This window comes from Amaricoccus sp. (assembly GCF_017995835.1).
GTDB lineage: Bacteria > Pseudomonadota > Alphaproteobacteria > Rhodobacterales > Rhodobacteraceae > Amaricoccus.
Genome location: NZ_JAGOID010000004.1, coordinates 58,138 through 72,140 on the forward strand (window position 1 = coordinate 58,138; position 14,003 = coordinate 72,140).

The following is a 14,003-nucleotide window of genomic DNA, read 5'->3' on the forward strand; positions in this document are numbered from 1 at the left end:
TTCAGAACCCGATCGACGCGTGGCGCGCCTCCCGCTCCAGTGTCCGGATCTGGCGCTCGCGGTCGTTGATCCCGCGCTCCAGCCGGCGGAGGCGGCGGCGCTCCTCCGGCCCGACCTCGCCTTTCAAAATCTTGTCGATCCGGCGGCGCGCCTCGCGGTTCTCGGTCTCGAGCCCGTCGATCTCCCGCTCCAGACCGTTGATCCGCAAGCCCCGCTCCTCCGCCGCGGCGAGCCGCCAGCGGTCGCCTGCCGGGCAGACGGGGTTGAGCCGTCCGCCCCGCATCCCCGCCTCGAAGGCGTTCTGCGGCGTGCAATAGGCGTGCAGTCCCTGCGCGCGTCCGGCCAGCCAGGCCGCTGCGTCCGGCGCGATCCCGTACTCCGCGCAGGCCTCCGCATGATTGGCGAGAAAGCCCTCCGCCCGCCCTGCCGCACCGTCGCGATAGCCGACGCCCTGCCAGTCCCCGCCTCGGCAGGCGTCCTCGGACAGCGTCGCGCAGGATCCGAGAAACAGGGCCAGAAACGCCGCTCCCGCCCTCACTGCTGCGCTTCCAGGAATGCGCGGTCGCCGTCGCTCGCCACCAGCGCCGCCGCGGTCGCGATCGGCATCCACAGCGCGCGATGTCCCGCCTCCCGCGGCGGGCCCCGGCGTATCACCGGCCGCGCCAGGTAGACATGGCAGACCTTCTGCGCCCAGAAGTCGTATTCCGGCATGTAGCCGAAGCGCCGGTATGCCCCGAGCCGCCGCTGCACCGCGATCGCCCAGCCGGTCTCCTCCAGGCATTCCCGCCGCAGCGCCGCCAGCGGGCTCTCGCCCGGGTCGATGCCGCCGCCGGGCAGCTGGATCTCCGGCTCGGGCGAGGATTGCTCGGTGACGAGCACGTCGTCGCCGGCGCGGATCACCGCATAGACGCCCGGGCGCAGGCGGTAGGACAGGCCGGGGCGGACGGGGTCGCCGAAACGTCGCATCGGTCCAGTCTAGGCCCCGCCCCGCCATGCGCGAAAGGGGTTGCGTTGCATCCCCGGCGCCGGGGCACTATCTGACCGGCGGAAAATCTCGAAAGCGGTGTGCATGAGCCTCGCCGGCCAGATCGCCTGGGACGACACGATCCTGCCCTTCCAGCTGGATCGCGCTGACGTGCGCGGACGGGTGGCGCGGCTTGATTCGACCCTGGAGACGATCCTCTCCCAGCACGACTATCCCGGCCCGGTTGCGGCGATGATCGCCGAGGCGGTGCTGCTGACGGCGCTGATCGGGCAGGCGATCAAGCGCCGCTGGCGGCTGTCGCTTCAGATCCGCGGTCGCGGGCCGGTTCGGCTGATCGCCACCGACTATTTCGGCCCGGAGGCCGAGGGCGAGCCGGCGCGGATGCGCGCCTATGCCGGCTTCGACGCCGGGGCCGTCGCCGCCCACACGGGCGCGCCCTTCGATCTCGTCGAGGGCGGGGTTTTCGCGATCCTGATCGACCAGGGCCCGGGTGCCGCGCCCTACCAGGGCATGACCCCGGTGGCCGGGACGTCGCTCGCGTCCTGCGCGGAGACCTACTTCGCCCAGTCCGAGCAGCTTCCCACCTCCTTCGCGCTCGCCATGGGCGAGGCCAGCGCGCCGGGCCAGCCAGCGCGCTGGCGTTCGGGCGGGATCATGCTCCAGCACATGCCGAAGGCGCCGCCGCGACCGGACACGGAGCCCGCCGGGCCCGAGGGGTTGATGACGGCAGCCGATCTGGTCGACGGCGCGGACGCCGACGACTGGAACCGCGCAGTCACGCTGATGTCAACGGTCGAGGCCACCGAGCTGATCGGTCCGCATGTCGGCCCCGACCAGGTTCTGCTGCGGCTTTTCCACGAGGAGGATCCGCGGGTCTTCACGCCACAGCCCGTCCGCTTCGGCTGCACCTGCGGCCCGGAGAAGGTGGTGCGCTCGCTGTCGATCTACTCCCCCGAGGAGATCGCCACGATGACGACCGAGGACGGAAGGGTCACCGCCGACTGCCAGTTCTGCGGCGCCCACTACGAGTTCGACCCGGCCGAGCTCGGCATCCGTCCCGAAACCTGAGGATCGGGACGGCCGGCGGTCAGAGCACGAGGAGGGTCGACGTTCCGTGGGCGAGGATTCGCCCCGTGGCGTCGGCAAGGGTCGCCTCGGCGGAGATCACCCGCCGCCCCGTGTTCACCACCCGCCCGGCGCAGCGGACCCTGCCGGTCGCAGGCGTGATCGGCCGCGAGAAGTTCGCCTTCGTCTCCACCGTGGCATAGCCCTGCCCGGGCGCGAGGACGGTGTGCGCCGCGCAGCCCGTCGCGCTGTCCACCAGCGTCAGCGCCCATCCGCCGTGGACCGTTCCGAGCGGGTTCAGGAGATGCGGTCCGGGGTCGCCCTCGAAGACCGCGACGCCGTCGCCGACTTCCACGAGGGTGAGGCCCAGCGTCTCCCACATCGGCGCCGCGGGCAGCTCGCCCGCGAGCATCCGCTCCAGCGTCGCGCGCCCCGACAGGGTCGCGAATTGCGCTGCCGTGGCGGTCCCGTAGCGCCTCGGTCCGTCCTGCATCGCCCTGCTCCCTACGGCCGCCCGGCCGCCGCAGCCTTGCGGCGCGGATCGGCCGCGGTCAACCGTGACGCGGGAGCAACGGACGATTGACACTCCGCAGCGGCGGCCGCAGCCTCCGCCCCCGTGCCGGACATGCTCGCCCTGGTCAGCGTCGCCCTCGGAGGCGCCCTCGGCGGCGCGGCGCGGCACCTCCTCGCCCTGCGCGTGACCGCGCGGCTCGGCGACGGGTTTCCCTGGGGCATCCTCGCCGTCAACCTGAGCGGCTCGGCGGCGATCGGCGCGCTCGCGGCCGTCGTCCCGGCGGAATCGACGCTGCGGCTCCTGCTCGTGACCGGGTTCCTCGGAGGCTACACCACCGTCTCGACGTTCTCGCTCCAGGCGCTGACGCTGTTCGAGGCCGGGCTTCGCGGTCGGGCGGGCGCCTATGTCGCCGGCTCGGTCGCCGGATCGATCCTCATGGCGGCGGCCGGCTTCGCCCTCGGCGGACTGGCCGGCTGAATGGGCGCGGTCCGGGACACGGCCGCCGTGGCTCTCGGGAGCGCGATCGGCTCGGTCGGGCGTTGGGGCGTCGCGGGCGTCGTGCAGGCGGCGGCGGGATCGGGATTTCCCTGGGGCACGCTCGCGGTCAACACGGTCGGGTCGTTCCTGATCGGGCTCCTTGCCGCGGTAACGGCCCCCGGCGGGCGGCTCCCCGCCGGGCCGGCGGCGCGGTTCTTCCTGATGGCGGGCTTCTGCGGCGGCTTCACCACGTTCTCGGCCTTCGCGCTCGATACGCTCCTGCTCGTGCAGCACGGCGCCGGGCGGACGGCGCTCCTCTACGCGGTCGTCTCGGCGCCGCTCTGGCTGGCCGGGGTCATCGCCGGCTGGCGGCTCGGGCTGCGCCTGGACCGGCGCCGACCGCCTGCGCGACCAAGCCTTTGAACCGTGGACGAGGCCGGCGAGGGGCGGCATAGTGATCGACACGCGCTTCGGGGAGAGCGCCATGTCCTTGGATACGACAAGCCCGCCGACGCCGCGATCCACGTTCGACTCCGCCGAACTCGGAGCCGTGGCGCATCTCTATCGGGGCGAGGTCTACCGCTCCACCATCTGGCGCACCCGGCTCGACCAGACGACGAACTGGGCCGTCGTCACCACCGGCCTCGCGCTGTCGCTGACCTTCTCCGGCCCCTCGGCCTCGCCGCTGCCGCTGATGCTGGTCGGGCTCCTGGTCGTGGTGTTCCTGATGTTCGAGGCGCGGCGCTATCGGTACTTCAACGTCTGGCGCGCCCGCTGCCGGCTGATGGAGACCGACCTCTTCGGCCCATTGCTGCGCGGCGAGGGCGTCCACATGGACGGCCAGTGGAACACGCTGCTCGCTGACGACTACATCCGGCCGCGCTTCCACATCTCGATGCTGACATCGGTCGGTCGGCGGCTGCGCAAGAACTACGCCTATATCCTTGCGGTGCAGGCGGTGGCCTACTTCGGCAAGATCGCCATCCACCCGGTGCCGGTGCACAACTGGACCACGTTCCTCGACCGCGCCGCGATCGGCCCGATTCCCGGGATCCTCGTGGTCCTGGCGGGCGTCGCCTTTCACGGGACGTGGATCGCCATCGCCTGGGGGACGCTCTTGAGCGAAAGGCGGCGGCGTTCGGAGCGCAAGCTGATCTCGATCGGCTGACCGCCGGCCACGGGCGCGCTCACCCGCGCGAGCGGGACTTGTCCGCCCCGCGGCGCGGCGTTAGGACCGAAAGGACCGCGCCAGGGAGAATCGCCATGCCCAGCCCCATCGTCACGATCTTCGGCGGCTCGGGGTTCATCGGCCGATACGTGGCGCGCCGCATGGCGCGGGCGGGCTGGCGGGTCCGCGTCGCGGTGCGCCGGCCGAACGAGGCGCTCTTCGTGCGCACCTACGGCGTCGTCGGCCAGGTCGAGCCGGTTCAGGCCAACGTCCGCGACGAGGACAGCACCCGGCGCGCCATCGCCGGCGCCACGGCGGTGGTGAATTGCGTCGGCATCATGGTCGAGAACGGGCGACAGACCTTCGATGCGGTGCAGGACGAGGGCGCGGCCCGCATCGCGCGGCTTGCCGCCGAGGCGGGGGCGACGCGGTTCGTCCACGTCTCCGCCATCGGGGCGGATCCGAACGGCGACAGCCTCTACGCCCGCAGCAAGGCCGCCGGCGAGGCGGCAGTGCTCGCGGCCTTCCCGAAGGCGGTGATCCTGCGGCCGTCGATCATCTTCGGGGTCGAGGACCAGTTCTTCAACCGTTTCGGCCGAATGGCGCGGCTGTCGCCGGTCGTGCCGATCGTCTCGCCGGATACGCGCTTCCAGCCGGTCTATGTCGACGACGTGGCCGCAGCCGCCGAGGCTGCCGCCAGGGGCGAGGCGGCGCCGGGGATCTACGAACTCGGCGGCCCCGACACCGCCACCTTCCGCGAACTGATGGAGCGGATGCTGGGGATCATCCGACGCCGCCGCCTGCTCGTGACCGTCCCGACCAGGGTCGCGGCGTTGCAGGGTTCGGTCCTCGACTTCGTCCAGCGGATCAGCTTCGGCGCCTTCGTCAACGAGATGCTGACCCGCGACCAGGTCCGCCTGCTCGCCCACGACAACGTGGTCGCACCGGGGGCCAGGGGCCTTGCCGACCTCGGGGTCGAGCCGACGGCGATGGCGGCGATCCTCGAGAGCTACCTCTACCCCTACCGGCCCGGCGGCCAGTACGCCGAAATCAAGGATTCCGCGGCGCAGCTCCGCGGCTGACGCCTCTCCCAGTTCCCAGAGTGATCGGTATCGCGATGTCCCAGCTTCCGCTCCCCGTCGGGCTCATTCCGGCTCCCGTTGCCCTGTCCTGACGCCGATGGAGAACACGCTCTTCGTCGCCGCGGTCCTCGGCGTGCTCGAGGGCCTGACCGAGTTCATCCCGGTCTCCTCGACCGGGCACCTGCTGCTCGCCGCGCATTTCCTCGGCTTCACCTCGCCCGGCAATACCTTCGCCGTGCTGATCCAGCTCGGCGCGGTGCTGGCGATCCTGTCGGTCTATGCGGGGCGGCTGATCGCGATCGCCACGGCGGCGCCGCACGATCCGCGGGCGAGGCGGTTCATCGTCGCGGTGCTGGTCGCCTTCCTGCCGGCGGTGGTCATCGGCGTTCTGGCGCATGACATCATCAAGAACGTGCTGTTCGAGACGCCGACGCTGATCGCCGTGATGCTGATCCTCGGGGGCGTGGTGCTGCTCTGGGTCGACCGCATGGCCGACAGCCCGCGCTACCACGACGCGCTGGACTTTCCGCTGTCGCTCGCGCTCAGGATCGGGCTCTTCCAATGCCTCGCGATGATCCCCGGCGTCTCGCGCTCGGGCGCGACCATCGTCGGCGGGCTGGTTTCCGGCGCGGACAAGCGTTCGGCGGCGGAGTTCTCGTTCTTCCTCTCCATGCCGACGATGGCCGGGGCCTTTGCCTACGACCTCTTCAAGAACCGCCACCTTCTCTCGACCGACGACCTCGCGGTGACGGGTGTCGGGTTCGTCGCGGCCTTCGTTTCGGCGGTGTTCGTGGTGCGGCGGCTTCTCGATTTCGTCTCCCGCCGTGGCTACGCGCCGTTCGGCTGGTGGCGAATCGCCGTCGGGGTGATCGCGCTGGCGGCGATCTGGGCCGGGGTCGGAGCCGGGACCGGCAGTTAGGTCGTTGGTACTGACCTATTTTCTGCCTAAAGTTTCATCGGACGGTGCGTGAAGCGCCGCGGTAGCCCAATCAAGTCAGCATAACTGACTTTTCTTTCCCGCGCCCGTGGGGTAGAGGTTCGGAAAATCCCTGCCGTTGGCGGGCGAGTACCGAAACTTGCGCACGGGTCGCAGGAGGGAGCGGTCATGGCGGGCAACATCATGCTGAAGTTCGTCAGCGTGCCGAGAGACATGCCGACGAAGCGCGCCGTGTCCGAGCGGCGCGAGGACTTCGACGAGATCTATCGCGAGTTCGCCGCCGCCAAGGCGGCCGAGCAGGCGAGCCGGTGCAGCCAGTGCGGCGTGCCCTATTGCCAGACCCATTGTCCCCTCCACAACAACATCCCCGACTGGCTGAAGCTCACGGCCGAAGGCCGCTTGCGCGAGGCCTACGAACTCAGTCAGGCCACCAACACCTTCCCCGAGATCTGCGGCCGGATCTGCCCGCAGGACCGGCTCTGCGAGGGCAATTGCGTCATCGAGCAGGCGGGCCACGGCACGGTGACCATCGGGGCGGTGGAGAAGTACATCACCGACACCGCCTGGGAGGAGGGCTGGGTCCAGCCGATCCGGCCCCTGCACGAGCGCAGCGAGAGCGTCGGAATCATCGGCGCCGGCCCGGGCGGGCTCGCGGCGGCCGACATGCTGCGCCGCGCCGGCGTGCAGGTCACGGTCTACGACCGCTACGACCGTGCCGGGGGGCTTCTGACCTACGGCATCCCCGGCTTCAAGCTCGAGAAGGACGTGGTGCTCCGCCGGAACGAACAGCTCACCGACGGCGGGGTGACGCTCCGGCTCAACTGCAACGTCGGCGCGGACATCGGCTTCGAGGACATCCGCGCCGCCCATGACGCCGTGGTGATTGCGACCGGCGTCTACACGTCGCGCGATCTCGGGGGCCCGGGCTCGGGCCTGCCGGGGATCGTGCGGGCGATCGACTACCTGACCGCCTCGAACCGCAAGGGCTTCGGCGACGCCGTGCCCGAGTTCGACGACGGCACGCTCGACGCCGAGGGCAAGCGGGTGGTGGTGATCGGCGGCGGCGACACGGCGATGGACTGCGTGCGCACCGCGATCCGCCAGGGCGCGACCAGCGTCAAGCTGCTGTACCGCCGCGATCGCGCCAACATGCCGGGCAGCCAGCGCGAGGTGCAGAACGCCGAGGAGGAAGGCGTCGAGTTCCTGTGGCTGACCAACCCGCGCGGCTTCCTCGGCGACGACCGGGTGAGCGGCGTGCGCGTCGCGCGGATGCGCCTCGGCGCGCCGGACGCCAGCGGCCGGCAGTCGCCGGAGGATGTGCCCGACGCCGAATTCACCGAGCCGGCCGAGCTCGTGATCAAGGCGCTCGGCTTCGAGCCCGAGGATCTGCCGACGCTCTGGGGCGCGCCGGAGCTCGCGGTGACGCGCTGGGGCACGATCAAGGCCGACTTCGGCACCAAGGAGACCGCGCTCCCGGGCGTCTACGCCGTCGGCGACATCGTCCGCGGCGCAAGCCTCGTCGTCTGGGCGATCCGCGACGGCCGCGACGCCGCCGAGAGCATCCTGCGCCGGCTCGACGGCGCGGCGCGCATCGCGGCGGAGTGACGGCGATGCGCGGATCCTGCGTCTGCGGCGCCTGCCGCTTCGAGGCCGACCTCGCACCGGGGACGGAGTTCCACGCCTGCCACTGCGAGACCTGCCGGCGCTGGACCGGCTCGGTCAACTTCTCGGTCGAGGTTGCGCCGGACGCCATCCGCTTCGACGAGCCCCCAGCGATCGCGGCCCTTCGGACCTCGGACTGGGCCGAGCGAACCTGGTGCGCCAGGTGCGGCTCGAACCTCTTCTACCGGCTGACCGTCGGACCGAAGGCCGGCTGGATGTACCTCTCGCTCGGGCTGCTCGACGATCCCGGCGCCATCCCCTTTGGCGGCGAGATCTACATCGACCGCAAGCCCGAGACTTACGCGCTCGCCGGGGATCATTCCCGGCTGACCAAGGCCGAGACCGAGGCGCGGTTCGCCTCGCAGGACTGACAGACACGCCCGGGCGCGCGAACGCCCCCCGCCAGGAGACCTTGCCATGACCACCTACGACGACGCCTGGGTCCGTGAGCAGGAAGAAGCCCTGAAGCGCCTCGAGGCCGAGGGGCTCTACGCCGCCGACCAGGAGCGCGACGCCTGCGGCGTCGGCTTCGTCGTCGCCATCGACGGCAAGCCGCGGCGCGACGTGGTCGAGAACGGCATCCGCGCACTGAGCGCCATCTGGCATCGCGGCGCCGTTGACGCCGACGGCAAGACCGGCGATGGCGCCGGCATCCATGTGCAGATCCCCAGGGTCTTCTTCGAGGAGCAGGTCCGCCGCACCGGCCACACCCCGCGCGACGAGCGGCTGGCCGTCGGCCAGATCTTCCTGCCGCGCAACGACTTCGGGGCGCAGGAGGCGGCGCGGACCATCGTCGAGACCGAGGTCCTGCGCATGGGCCACTACATCTACGGCTGGCGCCACGTCCCCGTCGACATTTCCTGCCTCGGCGACAAGGCCAACGCCACCCGGCCGGAGATCGAGCAGATCCTCATCTCCAACGCCAAAGGCGTCGACGAGGAGACCTTCGAGCGCGAACTCTACGTCATCCGCCGCCGCATCGAGAAGGCGGGCGCGGGCATCCGCGACTTCTACATCTGCTCGCTCTCGTGCCGGTCGATCATTTACAAGGGCATGATGCTCGCCGAGGAGGTCGCGGTCTTCTACCCCGACCTGAATGACCCGCGCTTCGAGAGCGCCTTCGCGATCTATCACCAGCGCTATTCCACCAACACCTTTCCGCGCTGGTGGCTGGCGCAGCCGTTCCGGATGCTCGCCCACAACGGCGAGATCAACACGCTGAAGGGCAACCTCAACTGGATGCGGAGCCACGAGATCCGCATGTCCTCGGACTACTTCGGCGAGCTCGCCGAGGACATCAAGCCGATCGTGCAGCCGGGCGGCTCGGATTCGGCGGCGCTCGACAACGTCTTCGAGGTGCTGGTGCGCGCCGGCCGGATCGCGCCGATGGCCAAGACCATGCTGGTCCCCGAGGCGTGGTCGAAGCTTGCGACCAAGATGCCGCAGGCCTGGCAGGACATGTACGCCTATTCCAACTCGGTGATCGAGCCCTGGGACGGGCCGGCGGCGCTTGCAATGACCGATGGCCGCTGGGTCTGCGGCGGGCTCGATCGCAACGGGCTCCGGCCGATGCGCTACGTCGTCACCGGCGATGGCCTTGCGATCGCCGGATCGGAGGCCGGGATGGTGCCGACCGACGATCTGACGGTGGTGGAGAAGGGAGCGCTCGGGCCGGGGCAGCTCATCGCCATCGACATGGGCGAGGGCAAGCTCTACCACGACGCCGAGATCAAGGACCGGATGGCGGCGAGCCAGCCCTTCGGGACATGGATCGGCTCAATCGTCGATCTCGAGGACGCGACGCGGGGGGTCGAGGAGGTTCCGATCCTTACCGGGACCGATCTCCGCCACCGCCAGATCGCCGCCGGCTTCACCATCGAGGATCTCGAGCAGATCCTGCATCCGATGGCCGAGGACGGCAAGGAAGCGATCGGCTCGATGGGCGACGACACGCCGCCCGCGGTGCTCTCCAACCGCTACCGGCCGCTCAGCCACTACTTCCGGCAGAACTTCAGCCAGGTGACCAACCCGCCGATCGACAGCTTGCGCGAGCATCGGGTGATGTCGCTCAAGACCCGGTTCGGCAACCTCAAGAACGTTCTCGACGAGAACAACAACCAGACCGAGATCCTGACGCTCGAGAGCCCGTTCGTCTCGGATCTGCGCTTCGCCGAGATCGCGCGGCGGGCAGGCGACGAGGCGCACGAGATCGACTGCACTTTCCCGGTGGGCGAAGGCCCGAACACGCTCCAGGCCGCGCTCGCGCGTATCCGCGCCGAGGCCGAGGAGGCGGTGCGCGCCGGGATCAACCATCTCGTCCTGTCCGACCGCGGCCAGAATGCCGAACGGGCGGGGATGCCGATGATCCTCGCGACGAGCGCGGTGCATTCGTGGCTGACGGCGAAGGGCCTCAGGACCTTCACCTCGCTCAACGTGCGCTCGGCGGAGTGCATCGACCCGCACTATTTCGCGGTGCTGATCGGCTGCGGGGCGACGACGGTCAACGCCTACCTCGCCGAGGATTCGATCGCCGACCGGATCGCGCGGGGGTTGATTCCCGGCACGCTCACCGAGGCGGTGGCGCGCTATCGCGAGGCGATCGACTGGGGGCTGCTGAAGATCATCTCGAAGATGGGGATCGCGGTGATCTCGTCCTATCGCGGCGGGCTCAACTTCGAGGCGGTCGGCCTCAGCCGCGCCATGGTGGCGGAGTACTTTCCGGGGATGCTCAGCCGCATCTCGGGGATCGGCGTCTCCGGCTTGCAGCGGCAGGTCGAGGGGATCCATGCGAAGGCCTGGCGGGGCAGCGACGCAGTCCTGCCCATCGGCGGCTTCTACAAGGCGCGCCGCTCGGGCGAGACCCACGCCTGGGAAGCCAACACCATGCACATGCTCCAGGCCGCCTGCGACCGCGGCGACTACAAGCTCTGGAAGCAGTATTCCGCCGCCATGCAGGCGCGCCCGCCGATCCAGTTGCGCGACCTTCTCGACTTCACGCCCAAGGTAGGCCCGGCGCCGCTCGACGAGGTCGAGTCGATCACCGCGATCCGCAAGCGCTTCGTCACCCCTGGCATGTCGCTCGGCGCGCTGGGGCCGGAGGCGCACAAGACGCTCAACATCGCCATGAACCGCATCGGCGCCAAGTCCGACTCCGGCGAGGGCGGAGAGGATCCGGCGCACTTCCTGCCGATGCCGAACGGCGACAACGCCTCCGCCAAGATCAAGCAGGTGGCCTCCGGCCGCTTCGGCGTCACCGCCGAGTACCTCAACCAGTGCGAGGAGCTCGAGATCAAGATCGCCCAGGGCGCGAAGCCCGGCGAGGGCGGCCAGCTGCCCGGCATCAAGGTCACCGAGCTGATCGCGCGGCTGCGACATTCCACCCCCGGCGTCACCCTCATCTCGCCGCCGCCGCACCACGACATCTATTCGATCGAGGATCTCGCCCAGCTCATCTACGATCTCAAGCAGATCAACCCCCGGGCCAAGGTCTGCGTGAAGCTCGTCAGCCAGTCGGGCGTCGGCACCATCGCGGCCGGCGTCGCCAAGGCCAAGGCCGACGTGATCCTGATCGCCGGCCACAACGGCGGCACCGGAGCCTCGCCGGTCACCTCGATCAAGTATGCCGGCCTCCCCTGGGAGATGGGCCTCTCCGAGGCGCATCAGGTGCTGACGATCAACAACCTGCGCGACCGGGTGACGCTGCGAACCGACGGCGGCCTGCGCACCGGCCGCGACATCGTCATCGCGGCGATGCTCGGCGCCGAGGAGTTCGGCATCGGCACCGCGGCGCTGATCGCAATGGGCTGCATCATGGTCCGGCAGTGCCAGTCGAACACCTGCCCAGTGGGCGTCTGCACCCAGGATCCGGAGCTGCGGGCCAAGTTCACCGGCACGGCGGAGAAGGTGGTGAACCTGATCTCCTTCTATGCCGAGGAGGTGCGCGAGGTGCTGGCGAGCGTCGGCGCCCGCTCGATCGAGGAGGTGATCGGCCGCACCGACCTGCTGAAGCAGGTCAGCCGCGGGTCGGAGCATCTCGACGACCTCGATCTGAACCCGCTGCTGATCCAGGTGCAGAACGGCGGCGCGCCGCTCGACCGGCGCCGGCCACGGCAGGTCGTGCCCGACACGCTCGACGCGCGCATCGTCCAGGACGCCGAGCCGTTCTTCAAGGACGGCGAGAAGATGCAGCTCAGCTACACGGTGCAGAACACCCTGCGCTCGATCGGGACGCGGGTGTCGAGCCACATCGTCAAGCGCTTCGGGATGAGGAACGGCCTCCAGCCCGACCACCTGACGATCAAGCTCGGCGGCTCGGCCGGCCAGTCCCTCGGCGCCTTCGCCGCCCCCGGCCTCAAGATCGAGGTCCAGGGCGAGGCGAACGACTACGTCGGCAAGGGCCTCTCGGGCGCGACCATCGTCGTGCGGCCGCCGCTCGGCTCGCCGCTCGTCCCGCACGAGAACGCCATCATCGGCAACACCGTGCTCTATGGCGCGACCGCGGGCTCGCTCTTTGCTTCCGGACGGGCGGGCGAGCGGTTCTGCGTGCGCAACTCCGGCGCCGAGGTTGTGGTCGAGGGCTGCGGATCGAACGGCTGCGAGTACATGACCGGCGGCGTGGCGGTGATCCTCGGCCGGATCGGCGACAACTTCGCCGCCGGCATGACCGGCGGCATGGCCTTCCTCTACGACCCGGAGAACGAGCTCGGCCTGCGCCTGAACGGCGAGACGGTGATCGCGGTGCCGGTGCGCTCGGAGGCGTGGGAGGGCGTGCTGCACGGCCTGGTGTCACGCCACCTCGCCGAGACCGGCAGCCCGCGCGCCGCCGAGATCCTGCGCAACTGGGACGAGGCGCTGCCGCGCTTCGTGCAGATCGTGCCGAAGGAGATGCTCTCCCGCCTCGCCTACCCGCTCACCGACGAGCCGGCCGAGGCGCGGGCCTGATCGTCCCGGGGCGGGCTGTCCGCCCCCGCACACCATGCCTACGGAAGCCTTCCTCCTCGCGCCGTCCGGCGCGATCCCGAACCACCCCCGCTTCCCCGTGCTCCTGCACCGGGGCGCGATTCCCGGCGGCGGCGCGGCGGCGATCGAGGCGATTTTCGCCGCGAACGGCTGGCCGCCGGCCTGGCGGAACGGCGTCTTCGGCTTTGACCATTTCCACAGCGAGGGCCACGAGGCGCTTGGCTGCGCCGCGGGGTCGGCGCGGCTGCTCCTCGGCGGGCCGGGCGGGCGCGAGGTCACGGTCACGGCCGGCGACGTCGTCGTGCTTCCGGCCGGGACCGGCCATCGCCGGCTCGCGGCGAGCGGCGACTTCCTCATCGTCGGCGCCTACCCGCCCGGCCAGCACGCCGACATCCTGCGCGGGCCGCCCACCCCGGCGCAGGCCGCACGCATCCTCGCCCTGCCGGCCCCGGCGTCCGACCCGGCCGGAGCGTCCGACGGCGTCGCCACACGCTGGGGCCAGGCGCAACGCGATCGGCCGTGACGCCCCGATTGGCCGACCGATGCCTTCGGGTGTATGTTCGCCGTGCAGGCGGGAGATTTGCCCCGGCCTGCGCAACCCGGGAGAACGTCATGTATGCCGTGATCCGCAACTATCCCAACATGCAGAAGGTCGAAGAGGCGGCGAAGCTCGCCGAAACCGGCCTGGGGCCGATCCTGAAGAAGCAGCCCGGCTTCAGGGACTACTATGTCGTCCGCTTCGGCGAGGGCGGCGGCTCGATCAGCGTCTTCGACACCGAAGCGCACGCCAAGGCCGCGCACGAACGCTCGCTCGGCTGGATCAAGGAGAACCTCGCCGGCATGACCGGCGGCGTTGCCCCCATGGTGATCATGGGCGAGGTCGCCGTTCACATTACGGCGTGACAGGCCGCGTCGCGAGAGGGCGCACGGGTCGCACAGGGGTGACCTGCGGCGACGATCGAAGGCTCAGCGCCGGCGGCCGAGCTCCCGGACGAGCCCCTCGCGCCCGCGCGCCATCGCCCAGCGGTGGTTCCAGATGCTATGAGGTGAGGAGTCGCGGATGATGGCAGCTCCTCACATCCCGATGGAGCCGCAGATGTCGATGATCATTCCCGCAGCCGAGACCACCGTCTACCTCGCGCTTGAACTGAGCT

14 protein-coding genes are annotated in these 14,003 nt (G+C 70.4%); 11 read left to right on the top strand and 3 right to left on the bottom strand.

Annotated features, from left to right (window positions below; translation table 11 throughout):
* Position 1 precedes the first annotated feature (1 nt).
* A complete protein-coding gene (locus KBA23_RS01440; RefSeq protein ID WP_290735850.1) occupies positions 2-538 on the bottom strand; it encodes a DUF2799 domain-containing protein in 537 nt (178 codons plus the stop codon).
* Positions 535-966, bottom strand: coding sequence for an NUDIX hydrolase (locus KBA23_RS01445; protein WP_290735852.1), 432 nt, complete (start codon positions 964-966; stop codon positions 535-537). Before KBA23_RS01445 ends, KBA23_RS01440 begins: the two co-directional genes overlap by 4 nt.
* A gap of 103 nt (positions 967-1,069) precedes the next feature.
* Here KBA23_RS01445 and KBA23_RS01450 point away from each other — a divergent pair, with 103 nt between their 5' ends.
* Complete coding sequence (locus tag KBA23_RS01450) at positions 1,070-2,053, top strand: Hsp33 family molecular chaperone HslO (RefSeq protein ID WP_290735854.1); 984 nt, start codon at positions 1,070-1,072, stop codon at positions 2,051-2,053.
* A gap of 19 nt (positions 2,054-2,072) precedes the next feature.
* On the opposite strand, the gene KBA23_RS01455 is transcribed toward KBA23_RS01450, so the two are convergent.
* Positions 2,073-2,543 (bottom strand): PaaI family thioesterase, encoded by a 471-nt coding sequence (locus tag KBA23_RS01455; protein ID WP_290735857.1) that lies wholly within the window; start codon positions 2,541-2,543, stop codon positions 2,073-2,075.
* Positions 2,544-2,675: 132 nt separating this feature from the next.
* On the opposite strand from KBA23_RS01455, the gene KBA23_RS01460 reads away from it, so the two are divergent.
* From KBA23_RS01460 to KBA23_RS01505, 10 genes are all read left to right on the top strand, one after another.
* A complete protein-coding gene (locus tag KBA23_RS01460; protein WP_290735859.1) occupies positions 2,676-3,041 on the top strand; it encodes a CrcB family protein in 366 nt (121 codons plus the stop codon).
* 27 nt (positions 3,042-3,068) lie between these two features.
* Positions 3,069-3,464: a fluoride efflux transporter CrcB gene (gene crcB / locus KBA23_RS01465; protein ID WP_290735861.1), complete on the top strand. Its 396-nt coding sequence runs from the start codon at positions 3,069-3,071 to the stop codon at positions 3,462-3,464.
* Between the two features lie 61 nt (positions 3,465-3,525).
* Positions 3,526-4,209, top strand: a complete 684-nt coding sequence (locus tag KBA23_RS01470) for a DUF2270 domain-containing protein (RefSeq protein ID WP_290735863.1) — start codon at positions 3,526-3,528, stop codon at positions 4,207-4,209.
* Positions 4,210-4,304: 95 nt separating this feature from the next.
* The gene (locus tag KBA23_RS01475) at positions 4,305-5,291 is read left to right on the top strand and encodes a complex I NDUFA9 subunit family protein (protein WP_290735865.1); all 987 of its coding nucleotides are present in this window, start codon (positions 4,305-4,307) and stop codon (positions 5,289-5,291) included.
* Positions 5,292-5,388: 97 nt separating this feature from the next.
* Positions 5,389-6,210 carry an undecaprenyl-diphosphate phosphatase gene (locus tag KBA23_RS01480; protein WP_290735867.1) on the top strand — a complete coding sequence of 274 codons (822 nt, stop codon included), beginning with the start codon at positions 5,389-5,391 and terminating at the stop codon, positions 6,208-6,210.
* 186 nt (positions 6,211-6,396) lie between these two features.
* Positions 6,397-7,833, top strand: a complete 1,437-nt coding sequence (locus KBA23_RS01485; RefSeq protein ID WP_290735869.1) for an NAD(P)-dependent oxidoreductase — start codon at positions 6,397-6,399, stop codon at positions 7,831-7,833.
* Positions 7,834-7,838: 5 nt separating this feature from the next.
* Positions 7,839-8,261 carry a GFA family protein gene (locus KBA23_RS01490; RefSeq protein ID WP_290735874.1) on the top strand — a complete coding sequence of 141 codons (423 nt, stop codon included), beginning with the start codon at positions 7,839-7,841 and terminating at the stop codon, positions 8,259-8,261.
* Positions 8,262-8,307: 46 nt separating this feature from the next.
* Positions 8,308-12,831, top strand: a complete 4,524-nt coding sequence (gltB, locus tag KBA23_RS01495) for a glutamate synthase large subunit (protein WP_290735877.1) — start codon at positions 8,308-8,310, stop codon at positions 12,829-12,831.
* A 34-nt stretch (positions 12,832-12,865) separates the two neighbouring features.
* Positions 12,866-13,372, top strand: a complete 507-nt coding sequence (locus KBA23_RS01500; RefSeq protein ID WP_290735881.1) for a cupin — start codon at positions 12,866-12,868, stop codon at positions 13,370-13,372.
* 89 nt (positions 13,373-13,461) lie between these two features.
* On the top strand, positions 13,462-13,752 hold the full coding sequence (locus KBA23_RS01505) for a hypothetical protein (RefSeq protein ID WP_290735886.1): 291 nt from the start codon (positions 13,462-13,464) through the stop codon (positions 13,750-13,752).
* The last annotated feature ends 251 nt before the right edge of the window (positions 13,753-14,003 follow it).

What these genes read in the sequence shown, in the direction of transcription:
- KBA23_RS01490 (WP_290735874.1), top strand. Translation starts at nt 7,839, where the DNA reads ATGCGCGGATCCTGCGTCTGCGGCGCCTGCCGCTTCGAGGCCGACCTC.
- KBA23_RS01470 (WP_290735863.1), top strand. Translation starts at nt 3,526, where the DNA reads ATGTCCTTGGATACGACAAGCCCGCCGACGCCGCGATCCACGTTCGAC.
- KBA23_RS01450 (WP_290735854.1), top strand. Translation starts at nt 1,070, where the DNA reads ATGAGCCTCGCCGGCCAGATCGCCTGGGACGACACGATCCTGCCCTTC.
- KBA23_RS01480 (WP_290735867.1), top strand. Translation starts at nt 5,389, where the DNA reads ATGGAGAACACGCTCTTCGTCGCCGCGGTCCTCGGCGTGCTCGAGGGC.
- KBA23_RS01455 (WP_290735857.1), bottom strand. Translation starts at nt 2,543, where the DNA reads ATGCAGGACGGACCGAGGCGCTACGGGACCGCCACGGCAGCGCAATTC.
- KBA23_RS01500 (WP_290735881.1), top strand. Translation starts at nt 12,866, where the DNA reads ATGCCTACGGAAGCCTTCCTCCTCGCGCCGTCCGGCGCGATCCCGAAC.
- KBA23_RS01505 (WP_290735886.1), top strand. Translation starts at nt 13,462, where the DNA reads ATGTATGCCGTGATCCGCAACTATCCCAACATGCAGAAGGTCGAAGAG.
- KBA23_RS01445 (WP_290735852.1), bottom strand. Translation starts at nt 966, where the DNA reads ATGCGACGTTTCGGCGACCCCGTCCGCCCCGGCCTGTCCTACCGCCTG.
- gltB (WP_290735877.1), top strand. Translation starts at nt 8,308, where the DNA reads ATGACCACCTACGACGACGCCTGGGTCCGTGAGCAGGAAGAAGCCCTG.
- KBA23_RS01485 (WP_290735869.1), top strand. Translation starts at nt 6,397, where the DNA reads ATGGCGGGCAACATCATGCTGAAGTTCGTCAGCGTGCCGAGAGACATG.
- KBA23_RS01475 (WP_290735865.1), top strand. Translation starts at nt 4,305, where the DNA reads ATGCCCAGCCCCATCGTCACGATCTTCGGCGGCTCGGGGTTCATCGGC.
- KBA23_RS01460 (WP_290735859.1), top strand. Translation starts at nt 2,676, where the DNA reads ATGCTCGCCCTGGTCAGCGTCGCCCTCGGAGGCGCCCTCGGCGGCGCG.